The 18,939-nt window shown below is 42.3% G+C and carries 14 protein-coding genes; 4 read left to right on the top strand and 10 right to left on the bottom strand.

Features of this window, described 5'->3' with window-relative positions:
* Nucleotides 1-74: 74 nt before the first annotated feature.
* From LI015_RS18320 to LI015_RS18295, 6 genes are all read right to left on the bottom strand, one after another.
* The gene (locus LI015_RS18320) at nucleotides 75-3,236 is read right to left on the bottom strand and encodes a hypothetical protein (RefSeq protein WP_227125948.1); all 3,162 of its coding nucleotides are present in this window, start codon (nucleotides 3,234-3,236) and stop codon (nucleotides 75-77) included.
* 142 nt (nucleotides 3,237-3,378) lie between these two features.
* Nucleotides 3,379-3,927, bottom strand: coding sequence for a hypothetical protein (locus tag LI015_RS18315; RefSeq protein ID WP_002566578.1), 549 nt, complete (start codon nucleotides 3,925-3,927; stop codon nucleotides 3,379-3,381).
* Between the two features lie 164 nt (nucleotides 3,928-4,091).
* Nucleotides 4,092-5,045 carry an HD domain-containing protein gene (locus LI015_RS18310; RefSeq protein ID WP_227125946.1) on the bottom strand — a complete coding sequence of 318 codons (954 nt, stop codon included), beginning with the start codon at nucleotides 5,043-5,045 and terminating at the stop codon, nucleotides 4,092-4,094.
* 410 nt (nucleotides 5,046-5,455) lie between these two features.
* The gene (locus LI015_RS18305) at nucleotides 5,456-5,998 is read right to left on the bottom strand and encodes a DUF4231 domain-containing protein (protein WP_227125943.1); all 543 of its coding nucleotides are present in this window, start codon (nucleotides 5,996-5,998) and stop codon (nucleotides 5,456-5,458) included.
* A 583-nt stretch (nucleotides 5,999-6,581) separates the two neighbouring features.
* Nucleotides 6,582-6,827 (bottom strand): spore coat protein, encoded by a 246-nt coding sequence (locus LI015_RS18300; RefSeq protein ID WP_002566581.1) that lies wholly within the window; start codon nucleotides 6,825-6,827, stop codon nucleotides 6,582-6,584.
* Nucleotides 6,828-6,841: 14 nt separating this feature from the next.
* A complete protein-coding gene (locus LI015_RS18295) occupies nucleotides 6,842-7,015 on the bottom strand; it encodes a hypothetical protein (RefSeq protein WP_002566582.1) in 174 nt (57 codons plus the stop codon).
* 245 nt (nucleotides 7,016-7,260) lie between these two features.
* On the opposite strand from LI015_RS18295, the gene LI015_RS18290 reads away from it, so the two are divergent.
* Nucleotides 7,261-8,193, top strand: a complete 933-nt coding sequence (locus LI015_RS18290) for a hypothetical protein (RefSeq protein ID WP_002566583.1) — start codon at nucleotides 7,261-7,263, stop codon at nucleotides 8,191-8,193.
* A gap of 96 nt (nucleotides 8,194-8,289) precedes the next feature.
* Here the strand turns inward: LI015_RS18290 and LI015_RS18285 are convergent, their stop codons facing one another.
* Both LI015_RS18285 and LI015_RS18280 read right to left on the bottom strand, forming a co-directional pair.
* Entirely contained in the window at nucleotides 8,290-9,660 is a 1,371-nt protein-coding gene (locus LI015_RS18285; protein WP_119204642.1) for a TGS domain-containing protein, read from the bottom strand.
* Nucleotides 9,661-9,685: 25 nt separating this feature from the next.
* A complete protein-coding gene (locus tag LI015_RS18280; protein ID WP_002570738.1) occupies nucleotides 9,686-10,753 on the bottom strand; it encodes a helix-turn-helix domain-containing protein in 1,068 nt (355 codons plus the stop codon).
* A gap of 303 nt (nucleotides 10,754-11,056) precedes the next feature.
* Here LI015_RS18280 and LI015_RS18275 point away from each other — a divergent pair, with 303 nt between their 5' ends.
* Together LI015_RS18275 and LI015_RS18270 are read left to right on the top strand one after the other, a co-directional pair.
* Nucleotides 11,057-12,223 carry a hypothetical protein gene (locus tag LI015_RS18275; RefSeq protein WP_117627397.1) on the top strand — a complete coding sequence of 389 codons (1,167 nt, stop codon included), beginning with the start codon at nucleotides 11,057-11,059 and terminating at the stop codon, nucleotides 12,221-12,223.
* Nucleotides 12,224-12,615: 392 nt separating this feature from the next.
* On the top strand, nucleotides 12,616-13,812 hold the full coding sequence (locus LI015_RS18270) for a hypothetical protein (RefSeq protein ID WP_227125941.1): 1,197 nt from the start codon (nucleotides 12,616-12,618) through the stop codon (nucleotides 13,810-13,812).
* A gap of 262 nt (nucleotides 13,813-14,074) precedes the next feature.
* Here the strand turns inward: LI015_RS18270 and LI015_RS18265 are convergent, their stop codons facing one another.
* Nucleotides 14,075-15,769, bottom strand: a complete 1,695-nt coding sequence (locus tag LI015_RS18265) for a phospho-sugar mutase (protein WP_227125939.1) — start codon at nucleotides 15,767-15,769, stop codon at nucleotides 14,075-14,077.
* 93 nt (nucleotides 15,770-15,862) lie between these two features.
* Complete coding sequence (locus LI015_RS18260) at nucleotides 15,863-17,470, bottom strand: O-antigen ligase family protein (RefSeq protein ID WP_227125937.1); 1,608 nt, start codon at nucleotides 17,468-17,470, stop codon at nucleotides 15,863-15,865.
* 164 nt (nucleotides 17,471-17,634) lie between these two features.
* On the opposite strand from LI015_RS18260, the gene LI015_RS18255 reads away from it, so the two are divergent.
* The gene (locus tag LI015_RS18255; protein ID WP_227125935.1) at nucleotides 17,635-18,783 is read left to right on the top strand and encodes a glycosyltransferase family 4 protein; all 1,149 of its coding nucleotides are present in this window, start codon (nucleotides 17,635-17,637) and stop codon (nucleotides 18,781-18,783) included.
* The last annotated feature ends 156 nt before the right edge of the window (nucleotides 18,784-18,939 follow it).

The following is an 18,939-nucleotide window of genomic DNA, read 5'->3' as shown; positions in this document are numbered from 1 at the left end:
CTCCTTTTCATTATCTGTTCAAAATCATTTTTCTGCTTCGTGTTTTAACGCCTCGCATCTTACCTGTTCACAGCCTACAGCCTGCTGTCATACCTGCCCTTGCGGCTCCTGTTCCTCATTACGCGCACATTTTCAGAAGTCCGGGCCCCAAATTCCTGCCTGGCCTCGTCCATATACTGGTGAATCAATCCCTCCCGGGAAAGATTAATGTAATTCTTGCCGCTGCGGTCCACAGGAAAGCTGCGGTACATGGCTTCCTCGGTCTTATTCAGCACGCGCTCCATACTCCCCTCCGCCGCGGACAGCGCCTTCTTCTGTTTCTGCTCACCTGTTTTCTGCTTTTGAAGCTCTGCATACACCAGCATCTGTTTTCTCTGGCTCTCCACCGCGGACATGCTCTTCTTTACCTCATCGTACAGCAGCTTTGCCTGGTCGTAATTGCGAATGACATCCTTCAGCTCAGACAGCTCCTCATCCCGGAACACGCCCTCCTTTTCTTTCAGGGTAATCTTGCGCTTTAATCCCCCCATGGAGCCGGACAGCGCCTTCACGTCCCCGGCCTGTTCCCCCGTACTCAGGATACCGCCCACACAGTCCAGGGCATTCATATACTCCTGGTTCATCTGGTCAAAGTCAGACATGGGTTCGCTAAACTCCCTGATATAGGCTTCCTGCATGGAACGCATCAGCCTTGTGGAAGATTTCATCTGTTCCCTGGCACCTGCCAGGCGTCTGCACTGCTCTTCTATGGTATACGTCTCATGGCTGTACCGCCTGAAATTGCTGCGGAAAGCCCCGTCCTCAATGTGGTCCAAATCATTCTTCATCTGCCCGTTCATATTACCTGATACCGCGCCTGCCGCATCGGATTTCAGGGCAGAGTGGCCCATCTTTGTCTCGTACCGGTAGGTCTTTCCCAGGGCGACAAACTCAATGGATGCCCTGAATTCCTGTTCGCTCATATTAGCCTTGCCGTACAGCTCCAGCCGGTTGATATAGAAGAATGACAATGCCCCCTGTATCACGGCATTGACCGCTTTCATGACGCCTTCTCCCACCTTACCAGCCAACTGCACTGCGGCTTTGGCCACCTGAAGGGCGGCTGTGGCCACTCCAATTGCCACATATATGCCGGCCTTGGCCACCTCATAGGCTCCTATCTCAATTCCCTTTGCAATGGCCACAAATGCCTTCTTCCACCACTTGGCATTCCTGATGGAGCGTTTGCAGTCTTCAATTTTACGGTTCAGGGAATCAATCTGGCCATACAGTTCATTCACATGGGCCTGGGCCCTGTCGATCTCCCTGGTAGCATTCTTAATCTTATCCCTGAGCCGGTCAATGGCTCTGTTTATGCTCTCCTGCACCGCCTTCAGTTTTTCCGCCAGCTTGGACGTATCAATCACCAGACGGAATTCAAACCCGCCCCGGTTAAAATCCTGGTAATTCACCTTCAGATGAATGCTTACATCAAAAATCGCCAGCCAGTTAAACCGCACATCAATGGATATAAGCCCCTTACAGAAGATAATCCTGGTTTCAAAATACAGGATGGACAGCAGTTCAATCCGTCCGTCCAGATAGAAGGTCACATCCTTCTTGCCTGCGGACAGGAAGAATACAATCCCTCTCTGCTCCTTACCCATAAACTGCCTCAGCACACTGTCCGCCGGCACGGGAAGGGCTTCTCCGGACTCCTGCCCTGCTTGGGAGGGACCTAATTTCAGGAATCCCAGATTAACCTCCGGTATGCGTCCATACGCCAGCACCCCATCCCCCTCCCGGAAGGAAAACAGAACCTCGAACCGGACCTTGAAAATCTCAATGACTCCGCATACAAAGATTCCCCGCTCCACCGTGTAACTGCCCAGCCTGGTATTTACATCCGCATAGTAGAACTGGGCCGTAAGCTTTATACCGCCTGAACCGTCTATGTAATAATGCCGCATCCGCCGCTGGTCCACCAGGTCCACTCCATCCCCGAAGGGAGACGCCTTTACCTGATCCCTTTCCAATACCAGGCTGTTATCATGGATTCTCTGGTTAAATGCCTCTGCCAGCCGGGCTCCGTCCGCACGCTTAACCATTTCCCGGTCAAATGCCTGCATGTCCTGGAAAGGAAGTCCCAATATACGTATAAAATCAATGCTGTCAAGACCGTCAAAGGAACATCCCAGCAGATTCCTCACCAAAATGGGAATGGACAGGTCACTGACTGCTGCGGACAGCAAATCCAGCTTTGGGACCGACCCTGCCACAGTAAGCATTACAGCCCCAAACAAGTGGATTTCCCTTATATAAAGATTGGCAAACATGGCAAAGGACGGCCCCCGGTCAAACCCTACGGCCAGACAGGTATCCCCTATGGAAAAGGGACCAGCCAGAGGAATGGGTTCCCTGACCTCTCCAAAGGCCTCCACCATAAAGCGGGTTCTGGATATGCCGCAGTTAACATGAAACTCCATATCCGGCACAAAAGCAAACCGAAAGGAGCCCTGAAGGGCCAGGGACAAGGCCCTGCTTCTTAGCTCAACTGCCAGACACATATTCCTGCTCTCCATGAAACTATTTTTAGATGCAGGTATTGCCGCCATGCACAGAAATCCATCTTCACCCGCCCCCAGGAAAAGCTGCGCCTCCTTAAGGCCGAACAATTCCCTGAGCGCTTTCTCAAACACGCTGTCTCCATTCAGTTTTAAATGGGAGTAGGTAAGAAGGCTGCACCTGTCAATCCGGGCCGGAAAGGCCTCTGCTCCCGGCGCCTCAGCCATCAGGTCCCGGGGACTCAGCCCCTTTCCCACACGTCCAAAGAAATAAAACTCCTCCATCCCAAAAAAGTCCGCTGCCTTTTTTACTGCATCCATAAGGGATGATACCTGGGCATTTCCCCCATTACTGTCTGCTGAAAATGAAAAAAGAATGGCTGCGCTTCCCCTGCCTGCTGCTGCCTTGAAATACAGCCCTGGTTCTCCATAACCCAGGGCTGTGATTCCATGAATGCAGGAAAGAGTGGCGCGTTGACTGGAAGCATGTACCAGGCCGGAGGCGTATGCCTCGAATTTAGAAGCCATTTCACTGTTCACAGCCTCCAATAATCCTGCGGGCCCCCTCTGGTCCATCTGCAGTTCCCCGTAAAATGACATTTCGTTCTTATCATACCAGACAGCCAGCTTGGCCGGACAGCCCTTGACGGCTCCCTCCACGGCTATACTGCACGACATCTGCCTCTGGTTCATTCCTGCCGCTCCTTTCCTGCAATCGTTCCATGATGCTTTGTCCATTGCTTAATGTAATGCTTTAAATGCTGCTTTGAATGCTACTTTGAATGCTGCTTTGAATGCTGCTTTGTCTGCAGCTTCCAAAACTGTGTTTCCTGCGCTACTTAGCGGCCTGACTCTTGTCCGGCAGTGCGGCCACGCCCAGATATTCGTCCACAGTAATCAGGGCCATCTTGTCCACTACCTTCTTTCTGTCCGTATTCCAGACAGAAATGGAAAGGTTGGTCACATCCACAATAGGCTTAATAGTTTCCGGTACCAGACCTTCTGTTACCACCTGCAGCTGAAACGCATACTCCAGTACAGAGTTCTCTCCCTTTTTACAGATGTACAGATACGCCATCTGCAGCCTGATTACAATATCTTCCAGTTTCATGGATGTGGATCCGCCGCCCTCCTTGGCGGCCTCGGTCATGGCTGTCTCAAGCTGGGTCGTATCCACGGCAGTATCACTGCCAGACACACCCTTGGCCATCTTCTTGATATCGTCAATCAGATCCTTTACCGAAATCCCACTGTCCGGCGTCTGTTCTGACGGAATCAAAAGAACTGCGTATCCTCCCTCATTTTTTTCATACATGGCATGAAGCTGGGTCCCAATCAGGGAAAAGTCAATACCTATTGAAGCTTTTAATGTGTTGTTTTCCATTCTGCTGCTCTCCTTTTCTTAGATTATTTTGTATTCTATCTATCTCAATGCAGCCCTCCGGATGACTGCAAAACCATCATACCGCTGAAATGGCGCCCACTGCGCCTTGACGGCATCCTTTGAATGATTACCGGCATGAATGGCTGTTAATTGCTGAAACCATATCATGTTTCTGATGTAATATCCTGGCACTGCTCTAACCAGGGTGTGATTTTATCAATTCGCACCATCCTCTTCGGCAGAAAAAATGGTGTTCTGCATGTAATGACCCGCTCCACCTCATCCATTGTTTTCTGCAATTTGCGTGTCCATTTTCCCAATTCTTCCCAGGTGTCTCTGTCTCCTCCCTCTGCATACAATATACATTCTTTCTCTGTAAGCTCCATTCCGGTTACCGTATCATGGGTTCTCCAGACCAGCCGGCTGTATGAATCTGAAATCATCTGTTCCTCCCCACCAAGAGTACTGTTCCTGTCACGGCACAGATCCATCTCATCCGCCAGGCGTATGATACCCGCAATGTAAGGAAGACAGACAGACTCGGTCCCTATTTGAAATGCTGCGGGAAAGGCATTTTCATCCCACAAATCCGTTTTTCTGTGTCCTCTTACTGCCTGCATAACAGGAAATACATACTCTTTCCGGATTTCAAAAATATCACTGTGTTTTTCCACAAGCAGGGCGCTGAATTCCTGATGATATTCCCGGATCAACTCTGCTTCTCTGCCCTTGGCAGGATATAGTTCCCCGCACAGCACAGGGGCCAGTCCCTCAAAATCAGCTTTTGAAATCCCCATACCCAAATCATGGAACAGAATTCCCGTCAAAAGCACATACAGCTCGCTTCCATTCAGCTGCAGCAGACAATCTCCCACCAGCTGTCCGGCCAGATTCATAATATTCAGGCAATGAAGGCTGCTGTGGTCCGTGTACTGGGGAAATACGTTCCTGTACCGGTCCAGCATCATACAGGCTCCGGTGGAAGCTTCCAGATAGTTTCTGTGAAGGCTGGGAGAACACTGCTTCAGGCGTTTCTGCAAAGCGAACTCCCATTTTTCTGTAGCAGTATGGTTTATGTACGTATCAGTATGTTTTATATCTTGTTCCTTGTGATTCATGTATATATCACTCCTTCTGCTGTTCATAAAATTGGGTTATATGATGGACGCTGTACGGTCCTGATCTTTTCTTATAATCTCTGACTGTTTTTTTCTTATAATGTCTGTCTGTAGTCTCTTGCCGTAGCCTCTTTGCCGCAGTCTCTTACCATCGTCTCTTGCCGCAGCCTCTTACCATCGTCTCTTGCCGCAGCCTCCTACCATCGTCTCTTGCCGCAGCCTCTTACCATCGTCTCTTGCCGTAGTCCCTTACCATCGTCTCTTACCGTAGCCTCTTACCATCGTCTCTTACCATAATCTCTTACCATCGTCTCTTGCCATAATCTCTTACCATAATTCCGTACTACATTCTCCTGCTGAAATCCCTTCTATAAATATCCGCCATATATGTCCACGCCGTATTTTCCCTGTCATCCATTAGGCCTTCTCCTTCCGCCCTGTTCCTGTCTGTATGACGAATGGCTGCTCTCCTCCTTCTGCCACATCTGGTTCTCCTTAAGAGACAAATCTTCCAGTGCGTTTAAAAACATCTGGTCTCTCTTTTTCCGGTCTCTATAATTCCCTACGCCCAACATGTAGAAAGAAGTTTCGCTTTTCAAGCGCTCCGCATTGGAACGGTAGCGAATCATATTTTCATGCCATCCGAAAATGCCGGATAAACCTCCAACAATCCCCGACAAACCGGATAATGCCGTGATACACAACTGCCGCATCCCGTCGGAAAGCATGTTGCCCGGAATGGAATTCAGAAGAAGTATGAGAGTCGGCATAACAATTCCCATACAGGCAGACATATAATAGAAACACTGGCACCGGTTCGCCATGACCATGTACCACTCCAGCCTGTTAATCAGCCGTTCCCTGATATACGGGTCTTTGACATGCTCCTCAATACTTTTTAAAAATGTTCTGTCATTTTCCATGTTGTAACTGTCCAATTCTAATAATCTCATTTCACTCTAAGGACCTCCTTCGGATTATACTCATGCTACCATGATACACCTAGTTCAGGCTGAACCGGTTATTAACGGCGCGGTTGAGCGGGAGGGCGGCATGGTTGGGTGGCTTGGTTCGCCGGCAGTGTTGGGCAGCTTGGTTCGCCGACAGTGTTGGGCAGCTTGGTTTGCCGGCAGCGTGGGCCAGCTTGGTTTGCCGGCAGCGTGGGCCAGCTTGGTTCGCTGGCAGCGTGGGCCAGCTTAGTTCGCCGGCAGCGTGGGCCAGCTTAGTTCGCCAGCAGCGTGGGGAAGTTTAGTTCGCTGGCAACGTGGGCCAGCTTAGTTCGCCGGCAGCGTTCGCCAGCTTAGTTCGCTGGCAGCGTGGGTCAGCTTAATTCGCCGGTACCATGGGACAGCTTAGTTCGACGGCAGCATGGGCCAGCTTAGCTCTCCGGCAACGTGGGACAGCTTAGTTCGACGGCACCGTTCGCCAGCACTGCCAAGCGGCGCCGGCGCACGAAAAAGGACGTCAAGCCACAGACCATTCCATGGCTTAACGTCCTTTCACCCAATCAGTCTCTGAAACCCCAGTCAGACCGGATTACATTCCTGCAAACTGATTCTTTACCTTCATGATTTTCTGCTGTTCCGCCTGCTCCATCTGATACCATCCCTTAGCGGACATCTGCTTATAGATGTCATCCTGCATACACAGGCTGTCATTCAGTGCCTGGTTAAAGGTCTGATGCACATTAGCTGTGGAAGACTCGATGGTTCCGTGGACATACAGGTCACATACACCCTTCTCGGTCAGAAGAAGGTTCTCCATAATACACTTGTCATCCATTCTCTGCTTCCTCCTTATACGAGATTATAAAAACTGTCAAAAATCTGCTTGTGCTTCTGTTCCATCTGCTGTGCCTGATTTTTAAGAGCAGGATCCTGCAGATTCTGGATGGCTTCCTGGCACTGATTCATTAAAAACTGCTCATGGCCTAATGCATCCTCAATATAATTTAATTCCTTTGGACTCATAAGATATCACCTCCATGATTAGTATGCCGCATGCCTTTCCAGGATATGCATAAACCTGAATGTAACTACAATTGATTAACTTATCAGGTGGAATACAAATGGGCTCAATACTAAAAGTCCAATACAAACAGCCCCAATATTATTATCAAATAAAACTTGTAATTTCACCCTAAAATACAGTACAATAGTAATAGTAACATGTATACCGGCAGTCAATTTTCCGGAACCACAAGGAGGGATATTCAATGGCAAAAAAATCACTCATCATTGCAGCCTTGGCAGCTTTCCTCTCCATGGGCACTCTGTTCTCCGCCTATGGACAGGAAAAAGCAATCACATCCATACCCTTGACATTTTCCTGGGACACGGCCCCAAAGGGCGGCGAACTGGTAGGCAATGTATATGCAGTATCCAGCAACGGTGAATTCAAGGTAGAAGGAGCAGTGTACGACAAAAAGGATGACCAGTGGGACTATGGCGAGAGGCCTATCGTGGAAGTGGAGCTTTCTGCAAAGGACGGATACTATTTTTCCAGCACAAAACGCAGCATCTTTTCACTGACCGGCTGCGGAGCCCAGTTTAAAACCGCTGAAAAGGACAGCGATGGAAGTGCTTTAATTCTTCAGGTGTATCTGCCTGCCATAGACGGCAATCTTCCCGCTACCACGTCTGTCAGCTGGAACCTGACCACCGCTGTGTGGGATAAGGTAAACGGAGCCAAAAACTATGAAGTGCGCCTGTACCGGGATAAAATACTGGTGACCACCCAAAAGACTACCGAATCCACCTATGATTTCAGCTCCTACATCAATGTGGAGGGAAATTACACCTTCACAGTACGGGCATTGGGCACCTACAGCTCCCAGGCCGGACCATGGACAGATAACTCCGAGCCCCTGACCATCCGCACCGAAGACACCTGGTTTATCACCAACGGAACATGGGATAAGACCTCATCGGGTTGGCGCTATGTATACCCAAACAATGTCTATCCTGTAAACAGCTGGCGTTGCATCAGCGACAACTGGTATTATTTTGGGAATAATGGGTATATGGAATCTGATTGTTATGTAAAATCATCTGACCAGGATTTGTATTACTGGCTGGGAAGCGACGGAATCTGGAATACTGAGAAGGATACGGCTGCGCCGGAGTCCGGGGCGCGGGTAGTGAAATAGTAACTATATAAAAAGCTGTCATATCAATTTAAAAAGTCCAGATTGATATGGCAGCTTTGATTATATAGATATTTCCTAACAAATGCATATTGTAAATCAGCCTTCAAGTTCCGAAAACCTGATTTCCAAATAACGAATTATATATTCTTTTGCCTTTTGTGTCTTAATGAACCTCATCCAGCCCGGTTCAGCACTATATTTCTGATTATCTACATCTGATTGGCTTATGATTGTCACTGTGTCCCCATGTTTAAGAATGGTGTCTAAAGGTCTCATTTCGTTATTAATAATGGCTTGTTTTGCACATAGGCCAATATCTTTATGGATATAAAAAGCAAAGTCCAGGGCTGTCAATTTTTCATCGAACTCATGGGGCCTTTTTTCTTTGTCATAAACTATAATTCCTGATTTTCGCTTACCATGCCACTTTTCTTCTGAGAACTCCTGTATTTTAGAGCTATAAAAATAACGTTTACATATTTCAGTTGTACAGATGAATATACGATACCGTACTCCCCACTTTCCCTGTAGTATGAAATGAGAAAGATATTGTTCTGTCTCATCTTCATATCCAAGCAGCAAATACCCCTTTTTTACAAGGCAGTCCAAATAATACTTCACCCATTCTTCCGATTTCCTTCTCATATATAGAGGCTCGGATTCACTATTTAAAAGATAAACATTATATAATGGGATTTCATATATGACAGGATTATTATAGTCTTCTGCAGAAACAGTATAACCTTTATTGCATAACTGATTATAAAATTCCGACTTTCTAAGCTTATTGATAAACTTTAACTCAAAAATATTGCCGTCAATATCTTCCATTAAGCTCTTGGTGGATTCTGAATTTACAGAATACAATTTTTGTAAAAGAATATCTGTTTTCTGAAAATAATCTTTACAAGTAACACGAAATTCAACTTCCCTGAACTCCTTCTCAAAATACCGTATATGCAATCTTCTGGCCCATAATACAAGATACTTTCTGGTTATCTCCAACTCGCCAGACAGCACCTTGCGGCTTCGCACTCGAAGTAAATCCAAATTTTTGGCAAACAAAAGAATTAGTGCCAGATAATGTACATCCTCCATATCGTTCAAAAGCTTTTCCATTACTACTGAAGTGGCTATAGTATCCTCTAAATCATGATAATACTGTAACACCTGCATAAGTTTTATTTTATGTTGTTCCGGTATAGTCTTCGGGATATCCTGAATTAACACATCCTGCTGCTGATCATGCAGCAATGCTGCCAATAGCATATACGCAGGCAGACGAATTTCTGACATTTTCAATGCCATTCTGCAGTAATGTCCCTTTGTACGCTGAAACATCAGACCTTCAGCCGTCCTGCGTACATTCCATCTATCCGCTGTCTCACACAGATATCCATTATAAACAGGATATACATATTTCATCCGCTGCTTCATTCGCTCAAATAATAACTCTGCCCTCGACATTGATTTTCTCCCCCAAACCTGTTTATCAGCGATTATCCTTTATGAATTTATACCAATCATCATTTCGTTCAACCTCAACCTTATTAGTCCTAAACAGATTTGCCTCAATATATCTCTTGATGTAATTCTCCATAAGGCTTTGAATCAGTCTGCGCTTTGTCTCTTCTTCAAAAGCGGTGATAGGCCTGTCATTACAGTATAAAAGCTTGAAAAATTCTGTCAACTCTCTGGATTCACGAATCAACTCCGGATTAATCTCCTCGAATATAAGCTTTTCGCCAATTGCCGCCGGATTAACTTTTAAATAAAAACGGGATAATCCTATATTTTGGATACATGGTGAAGAATATCTGCCTTTAGAAACAGAATTAATAGTGCCGATACCACCTATATACTTCGGACTCTCCGAGTTAGGAATCCTCAATATTATAAACGCTTTATCTTTCTCTCCGCTATTCAGATTAATAAACAGATTATCCCTTGAAAAAGCAAGATCTCCATAATATACACTGGTATTTCTTCTGTTCCTATATGCTTCCTTGAGTCTCTGTTCACATTCCGCATCATTTATTTCAAATATCCTGCTACATTCATCGTGAAAAACTTTTGTCTTACTATCCGCCATATTAAAGCAGCCCATCACGCCCAACGTATCTTTTCTTCCTCTTTTTTTGTAAATGCTCAACACTCCAAAATGCACTGCCTCAATATCACTTTTTTCGTGCTCATCACCATGGCTGCTGGTATCAAATAAATAGATAAAATAGGCCCCCACATATTTATTCAGATTCTTACCTGTACCTTCTGCTTTTGCTCCCTGATTTCCCCCCTTTGTTATCTCAATATCAGTGGATGTTATGAATTCCTCCATAGAAAAATCATATTGTTCTCTCAGTGTTAGAAGGAATTCGAAAGATGGCAGGCTCATCCCGGTTTCATAATTGGAAATAGAAGACATGGATTTCCCATATTTTTTTCCGAACGCTTCCTGACTCAATCCTTCCACTTCCCGGATTTTCTTTATATTCGTCTTCAACACCCTTCTGGCTTCTATCATTTCTACAGAGAATTCACCACCATATTCCTTATCCATCTTTCCCCTCCTCCAAAATTTCATATAGAGCATACTAAATAATTGATTAATATTTGCTTTGATTTATTTAAAACCTGATTATTTTATTAAAAATTAAACTACATAAAATCTTTATAGTATCTTTATATAATACGCAAATAGAAACATCTTTCACAATATGATACTATTTAACCGCAGACCTATAATAAGTATAGCACCGCCGCATATTATATTTTAAGACAGTTGAAATATGATACTTATTATGGAGAAACTTTATAACCAATAATTGACACCGGAAAACCAGCCAGACGAAAGGAGGATCTTATGGATACAAGCAAATCTAACACCATCATCAGTAAACGGGTTTTATCTGTCTTGCCTCTGGCCAGCATCCTGGTCATTGCATTTTTATTGACTGAATTCCATCCCTTTACATCTGATTTTAAGAGCTTTTTTACGTTCTTTCTTTCAGGCTGGTTTTTGTTTACACTCTATCTTTCAGTAAAGGGAAAACATCTCCACGAACGTTACATGATATTTATTCTTTCACTTATAGTCATCTTAAATGGCTTATACCGAAGAGAAATTTTTGAAGCCTATTTTCAAATCCCCATAGAATATGGAGCTTGTATCATTATAGTTTTTTACCTTTTGCGGATTAGCTTTCCTTATATTAAGAAGTTATCTTTATGGTTCCTTTCACATACCCAGGAGCCCCCTGATACTGATACAAACACTCCAAACAACGGTGCTTCAAAGATGAGATATGCCAGGCACCGATTTGTTCACCACACAAAATCAGCCGCTGAAGCTGATTCCCAGGCGTCTTCAACCAACGCCAAAGTTGTCTGTCCCACCACACAATATCACAAGGGGATTTCATTGGGACAGTCGCTCTTATACATAGCGTTAACCGTCATACCCTTTTTATTTACTTACAATATGGTAACCCGATTATCTCAAACAACCAATTACAGAATCGCCAACACGGAAACACTCTTTCATGATGTTAATTCAATTATCATAGTGTTTCTCATTGGTATACTGTCCATGGTTGTCGTATTCACCCTTTTGTTCTGCTACTATAAACTGATAAAAATAATGGTCACTACAATACAAGGAAATGAAAACCCTTCCGCCTATGTACTAACCATTGCCGCCCTATCAGCATTTTTAGCTAAGACCGGTGTATTAAGCCAAGATACTGTACTAAATCTCTTTGCACAGGGCGATATTTTTTCGTTGCCACTGTTAATATTGATTCTTTATCCGGTTTGTCTTTTAAGCGTACATGCTCTCATTAATCTGGCAAAGAACCACAATGTAACATCCTGGATTCTTGACCGCGCTATACAGCTGGCAAAGAAGGCAGCGAGTATAGGAAACAATATTTTAAACTCATCTATTGATCTAATTGCATTTGCAACTGCCGGTTTTTTATCAAGCGCTATGGAATTAATTGATGAACAGGAAGGAGACGAGGAAGAATGAAGGTATTAACAAGTATACGAAAGCTTTTGGTGACCTGTTCCCTTGCTCTTGCCATGGTTTCCTTTTATGCAACCGCCCAGGGACTCCATGAATATGTATTTACTCAAATGTGGCAGGCACTTCTAGTATCCGCAGCCATACAGACTGCACTATTTATATTAAACCTGAAGCTAATATATTTTTTCACATTAAACCCCAGAATCGTCCTGATTCTATGGGCAACAATGCTGGTATCGTCCTCGCTGTTCAGCTTTGTATTTATTTCAAATGAAATATATAACACAAGTCTCTACTACAGTGACGCTGAACGTATCATGGATGAGTTCACCATCAAAAAATGCTATCAGTACCAGAACTACCTGGATAATTACCTGATCTACACAAAAGAGACCATGGATGCATACTGCAGCGTTCCATTTGTCAGCCATTCATCAGAAAGTAATACAGAAATCACCAAAATACTCGATGATTGCAAAACAGATATCAGCAGTTTCACTTTTTCATCAAATTGCGCAGCTTTCCACCGCTCTCTGCTGAAAAATCTGGACAGCATTAAGAGTTCTCTGCCTTCCTCGTATACAGAGCAGCAGGCCAACGATGCCCTGACTGCACTGGAAGGCGAAAAGAATAACGCGGAGACTTTAAAAAACAATATGTTATCGAATATAAGAAGTAAGGAAGCAGTCTGGAACAATATAAACCTTCGTCTTAGCCAGTATAGGAACTTTAATGACCAGGCTTTTATTGATTTGCAGAATGATAATAATAAACGTGACACAGAAATCAACTCTATGAAAGCGGAGGCAACACAGTTAGATTCAGTCATATCTGCGCTGCAAACCTGCATCAACAAAGTCACCGCCCATAAGATGAATAACACAGAAAACACAATGGAATCCTACCGCCATGATCTTATGGTGGAAATTAATAAGGACGCCCCCGACGGAGACATCCTTGACACAATCACCAGCGATATGTTTGCCCTGTTATTAAAAGAAGGCTTTACCAGCAGCAGTTATGAAATGACAAATTACTTCAGTTTTAAAAACTCCCTTTCTGTGAGAAAAGAAATACTTGAGTGTCAGGATAAAACTGACGCAATCATCCATATGCTGGATAATAAGAGACAGGATAAAAATGCTTTTATGTTCACCTCAAAAGCAGATGAAAACACGGAGAAGCAAATTGAAAGCTGGAAACAACTCTGGTATAGTCAGACTAATGAATTGCGTGAACTTGTAAAATCCCTCCCGCTGCCTCAGGACTTAATCATCTACAGTTCAGATGCAGAGAACGGTACTGTCACCCTCAATCCGGGCATAAACCTGCCGGAACCGGACCGCACGGAAGAGATTGATGACATTTCTGCTCTTGAGCGGAGATATCTTGCCAACCTTAATCCTCTGGAAAAGGCATTAAACCTGCTTCACACCAAATACAATACCATGGCTTTATTTTCCGCAGCTGCCGCTGCAGTTCTGGATATATCAAGCGCCTTAATGGGAGCCTTTGTATATACCCTGGAACGCGCTTTCAAAAACAGGAAAACGGCCCCGGCAACTCCTGCGGTACTTGCTTCCACGGAATGAACAGAGTTGTTTATATTTATTAGCCTGGGGCTGTGCTGAATATATGATTCAGAGATATCCTAAAACATGAATTTTTAATGAGCCCGCCTGATGGCGGGCTTATTGCCTGTGTTTATAGGGGGATTAATTAACTACGGTTTAAGGGTAACATTTAAGTAAACAATTCAACACAATACAGACTCAAATAATCTAATATACAGGGCAGCATATTCTACTTTTAGCAACAAAAAATATAGCCATTATTCTCTTAATAAACATTATTTTAATCACTGAAAAACTTCTCTATACTCTCCTGCATTTCACATTCTATCCTTGAAGCTTCGTTTATATCATCTGCACACACCGACATATACACTTTCATTTTAGGCTCCGTTCCTGATGGTCGTACTATAACCGAACAATAATCATCTAGTAGAAACTTTAATACATCTGACTTTGGCAATCCATCTACCCCCTTTAAATAATCAAGAATTTCCAGAACCCTCCTTCCTCCAATTTTATCCACGCCATCCCGCAGTAACGCCATAATTTCCTTCATCTTTTGAAAACCAACTACGCCTTCAAAGGTATAGGAGTACTGTGTATTAAGACAGTATCCATATGTCATATATAACTCCCGCAGTTTTTCCCACAACCCAATACCTTGCGTTCTATAATAAGAAAACATTTCACATATTAAAAATGCCCCGTTTACTGCATCCTTATCCCTCACATAGGAACCACTTAAGTACCCATAGCTCTCTTCAAATCCAAAGATAAACCGTTCGCTCTGCCCTTTTGCTTCCAATACCCCAATTTGCTCGCCGATAAATTTGAAACCGGTCAGCATATTTTTCGTTTCTACACCATAGTGCAATGCGATTCTTTCTGCCATATCAGTTGTTACTATTGTCTTTACCAGGATCGGATTCTTCGGCATCATTCCATTGGCAATCTTTCTACTGCAAATATAATCAAGCAACAACATACCGGTCTCATTTCCACTCAGCAGCACATATTTTCCATTTTCGTCTTTTATAGCAATACCTACGCGGTCACAATCCGGATCTGTTGCAAGCAGAAGGTCTGCATCATATCTCCTTGCATACTCAATTCCCAGTGCCATAGCCTCATGTATCTCCGGATTCGGATATGGACATGTAGGGAAATTCCCATTCGGCTGTTCCTGCTCTTTCACTACCGTAATATTAGTAAAACCGCTTTCCTGCAAAGTTCGAAGAACTGGCTTAAGCCCAGTACCATTTAATGGAGTATAGACAATAGACACATCCTTATTTATCAAATCATTTGGTCCTAGTACACTTTGAGCCTTTACCGCATCTATAAATGCATCTATAATTTCTGGAACAATAAAGCTAATATCCCCTGCTGCTACCGCCTCATCAAAACTAGACCTACATATCCCCTCAAATAAATCAACGTTTTCGACTTCAACTAAAATTTCACTTGCAACCTTAGTAGTAATCTGACATCCATCAGCTCCATAAACTTTATATCCGTTATACTTTGCCGGGTTATGAGATGCTGTTATCATAATACCAGACGCACATTTTAACTGTCTCACTGCAAATGATAAACAAGGAGTTGGCATCAACTCATCGAATAAATATACTTGAATGCCATTTCCTGCAAATACCTCAGAAGCAATCCTTGCAAATAACTCCGACTTAATTCGGGAATCATAACTAATCGCAATTCCGGTGACATTCCCTTGCTTTTTCATATAGTTGGCCAATCCCTGAGATGCTTTTGCCACTGTATATATATTCATTCGGTTGGTTCCCGCTCCAATTACCCCCCTTAGGCCACCAGTCCCAAACTCCAAACTGCGGTAAAATGCATCTTCAATCTTTTCCCAGTCGCCGGCAATGCGGTTTAGTTCTTCTGTAATATCAGCATCTTCCACCGCAAAATCTATCCAGCGACGGTATTCATCCAAAATTGTCTTCGTTCTCATTAGACTATCCTTCCTGCGTCACAAATTAGATTTATATACATTCTGTTATCTCTTTTGTCCACGGAATAAAATATTCCTTGTGCTATATTGTTCTCATACCTTATCCCTCATATCTACCGTTTGCCGTGCAGCAGCCACTCCAATCATCAACAGTGTAAACATAATTGGAGCAACAATTGGAACGCTTATATTAACAACTGCCTGTGCAGCATAGCATATAACCGAAAATGAAATAGCTATAAGAAATGAATTCTTTGAACATGCATTAAACATTTCTATTATTGAAGTAAATAGCAGGCATAGATATGCAGTCAAACCCACAAAACCTATTGTTATAAAGTATTGTAAATACTCGTTGTGAGCGCTATCAAACTTTTCAAAGAATCTGCTAGCCATCTCCTCATAATAATTATTTACAGTAATAATTCCAAATGTATCCGGACCATAGCCAAAAATCTTATGAATCAATGGAAACTTACGGTAACTCTCTATTCCAATTCTCCAAATATATCCTCGGCGTGTACCCCAATCATCATTAATAACAAGATAAGTTTTTAGTGAACCATATTGGTCACCATTTCCTTTAATGTTTGCATCATACAATATATAGCCCACACAGAATATGCCTACTATTATAAGAATCAGCCAAATCCATCTTCCTAAATTACTTTTTTTCTGTAGACAGCTTTCTTTAAATAACTTGATTTCTAATATATGAATTAATGCTGTTGTTCCCCATAGTCCTGTAACAATATATAGGAGCTTATCATAACCTACAACTATATTAAACAAACCATTAATTTCCAAAACATGTTCTGGTACTCTGCTTATAATAACGTCAATCAGTTGAAATTCAGAAAATAAAAGCGCAAGAAGAAATAAATATTTTTTAATACCACCTATACTATTGAATAAGAATAAGGGCAATAATCCAAATAAAGCAATTAATGCCAGATACGCATTATCGCTGATTCCTGTTATTAATGCAAACAATGATATAATAACGCAAAAAGTATACCATACTTTTCGATAAAAGGTATTTTCATTAACAAAAAGGACTACACTCATACCAGAAATAAGAGCTACATAGGAAGTGTAGGTATTAATATTTCCAATCGTAGAAGCAAAAATCCTGTAATCATCCCATGAAAGTCCCTCCTTAAATCCAATCGGGTCAATTTCAAAAAACTGAAATATTCCAATAAAACATGCTATCATTCCTGCGGCCAAAAATATATCCAAATACCATCTTTTAAACTTCAAGCATCTGGTAATGATAAAAAAGCTCACAAAATATAAAAGAATTAAAAACATTCCTGTATATCTTCCTTCATTTCCCCAAAAAGATTCGTAAAAATAATCCGATTGAAAAGTTGATATAGTAACTGCAACCATGAATATAATCATTGCCCAATCTGCTATATTCAAAGCCTTCTTTCTAAACTGCTTAATTACATACCAGGTGTTCTCCCACTGGTAATCTCTGGCATCAACATACATATAAATAAGCGCTGCCATTAAGATGAGTACAAATAATGCAATTACTGAACTATAATAAAACATGTATTTCACTCTTAATATATCATAATAATAATTATTAAAAACCAAAGGAAAAATTGCCAGTATTGCGACTATATAGATGCTCGCAATAATTTCATTGGTTCTTTTCCACGATACGATTAAACCGTTTTTTTTATCCATTTCTCTATAATCCTTTCATAAATTATAATATTTTTACAGTATACCATTTAGTACCCTAATCTGCAACTTTGTCATGACATGTAAGGTTGCAGCTTTTTATATTTAATGCTATACTGAATATACTCCCTCATAACAGCAAAAATATGACAAACTTGGAGAGATCTATGAAACTGTTGCAAATCACCCCTGAACCGCCTTCTTTATTATCTGGTGGTGGAATCGTTATCAAGCAAACCTTATTATCACTTGTGGAGAATAATTACTCTGTGGACTACATTGGTCCTGAGATTGCCGATGAATCCTTGGCTGAGCTTTATGAAACAACTTACTACTTAAAATCCAGCAATAATATATTGCTACGAATATTTGATACACTGTTTATGAATACAAACCGCCGTTATCGGTCATGGCTTAAACTACGTATTGATTTTTCTGCATATGATGCCATTATAATGGATTTTACTAAATTACACTATGTTATCAAACGAATAGGAAATACTCCTTTATTCGTTCGTGTTCATAATGTAGAATTTGATTATTCCAAAAACAATTATAATCATCATCGAAATCTCTTTAATTTTATTGATGCCTGCTTTTCCAAGCCACGCGAGAGGATAGTTGTCAATCGAGCCAATCATCTAATTGCTCTGACAGAAAAGGACAAAAAGCGTTTATGCCAATTATACCATATTCCATCTGAAAAAATAACTGTTATTCCGGTGTGTATTCCCCAGAAAAAAACATATTTAGCCTCTTGGGATACCCAAAACCATGTTCCACATCCACTACGTATGTTGATAACCGGTTCACTGTGGTATGGTTCTAATTTTGAAGGTATATTATGGTTTATAAAGAATGTATATAACCATTTATCGATTCCTAAAGAGCTTTGTATCGCTGGAGCCCATCCAAACCCTGAGTTCTTAGACTTTGTAAAGAAAACTCCCTCCATTACAATAGTGGATACACCAAAAAATATGGATCCATATTTTAATAATGCAGAATTATACATTGCCCCTATTTTTGACGGCGCTGGCATGAAAGTCAAAGTTGCGGAAGCACTGTCATATGCTCTGCCAGTAGTTGGAACAAGCCATGCATTTGAAGGTTATGCTATACAAAACGGTAGCAACTCATATATCGTTGATACTATAGAAACTTTTGAAAGAAGTATACTTGATTACTATTATCTTGATGAAAAGCAGCGTTATAATATGCGGCTTTCCTCTCTACAATTGTTTCAATCACATTACAGCTTGAGAAGAAGCACTGAATTATTCAAGAAATTAATTGGGGGTGTCCTAAAAACGTAAATCAGAGATAACCTATAAACAAACATTCTAAATGAGGGTGTCGCAAAATCATTAAATATAGATGATTGAGCGACACCCTCGCTCTGCATACAGAAAAAAATGGTTCTATACTGAATGTTGGGGTGTGCTGAAAAGCACACTTCCAACATTCTTTTC

The sequence above is a fragment of the Enterocloster sp. 210928-DFI.2.20 genome (genome assembly GCF_020554465.1).
In the GTDB taxonomy this organism is placed as follows: domain Bacteria; phylum Bacillota; class Clostridia; order Lachnospirales; family Lachnospiraceae; genus Enterocloster; species Enterocloster bolteae.
Note: the sequence above shows the minus strand (reverse complement) of the source record. Positions and strands in the feature narration are given on the sequence as shown.

What these genes read in the sequence shown, in the direction of transcription:
- LI015_RS18320 (WP_227125948.1), bottom strand. Translation starts at nt 3,236, where the DNA reads ATGAACCAGAGGCAGATGTCGTGCAGTATAGCCGTGGAGGGAGCCGTC.
- LI015_RS18315 (WP_002566578.1), bottom strand. Translation starts at nt 3,927, where the DNA reads ATGGAAAACAACACATTAAAAGCTTCAATAGGTATTGACTTTTCCCTG.
- LI015_RS18310 (WP_227125946.1), bottom strand. Translation starts at nt 5,045, where the DNA reads ATGAATCACAAGGAACAAGATATAAAACATACTGATACGTACATAAAC.
- LI015_RS18305 (WP_227125943.1), bottom strand. Translation starts at nt 5,998, where the DNA reads ATGAGATTATTAGAATTGGACAGTTACAACATGGAAAATGACAGAACA.
- LI015_RS18300 (WP_002566581.1), bottom strand. Translation starts at nt 6,827, where the DNA reads ATGGATGACAAGTGTATTATGGAGAACCTTCTTCTGACCGAGAAGGGT.
- LI015_RS18295 (WP_002566582.1), bottom strand. Translation starts at nt 7,015, where the DNA reads ATGAGTCCAAAGGAATTAAATTATATTGAGGATGCATTAGGCCATGAG.
- LI015_RS18290 (WP_002566583.1), top strand. Translation starts at nt 7,261, where the DNA reads ATGGCAAAAAAATCACTCATCATTGCAGCCTTGGCAGCTTTCCTCTCC.
- LI015_RS18285 (WP_119204642.1), bottom strand. Translation starts at nt 9,660, where the DNA reads ATGTCGAGGGCAGAGTTATTATTTGAGCGAATGAAGCAGCGGATGAAA.
- LI015_RS18280 (WP_002570738.1), bottom strand. Translation starts at nt 10,753, where the DNA reads ATGGATAAGGAATATGGTGGTGAATTCTCTGTAGAAATGATAGAAGCC.
- LI015_RS18275 (WP_117627397.1), top strand. Translation starts at nt 11,057, where the DNA reads ATGGATACAAGCAAATCTAACACCATCATCAGTAAACGGGTTTTATCT.
- LI015_RS18270 (WP_227125941.1), top strand. Translation starts at nt 12,616, where the DNA reads ATGGATGCATACTGCAGCGTTCCATTTGTCAGCCATTCATCAGAAAGT.
- LI015_RS18265 (WP_227125939.1), bottom strand. Translation starts at nt 15,769, where the DNA reads ATGAGAACGAAGACAATTTTGGATGAATACCGTCGCTGGATAGATTTT.
- LI015_RS18260 (WP_227125937.1), bottom strand. Translation starts at nt 17,470, where the DNA reads ATGGATAAAAAAAACGGTTTAATCGTATCGTGGAAAAGAACCAATGAA.
- LI015_RS18255 (WP_227125935.1), top strand. Translation starts at nt 17,635, where the DNA reads ATGAAACTGTTGCAAATCACCCCTGAACCGCCTTCTTTATTATCTGGT.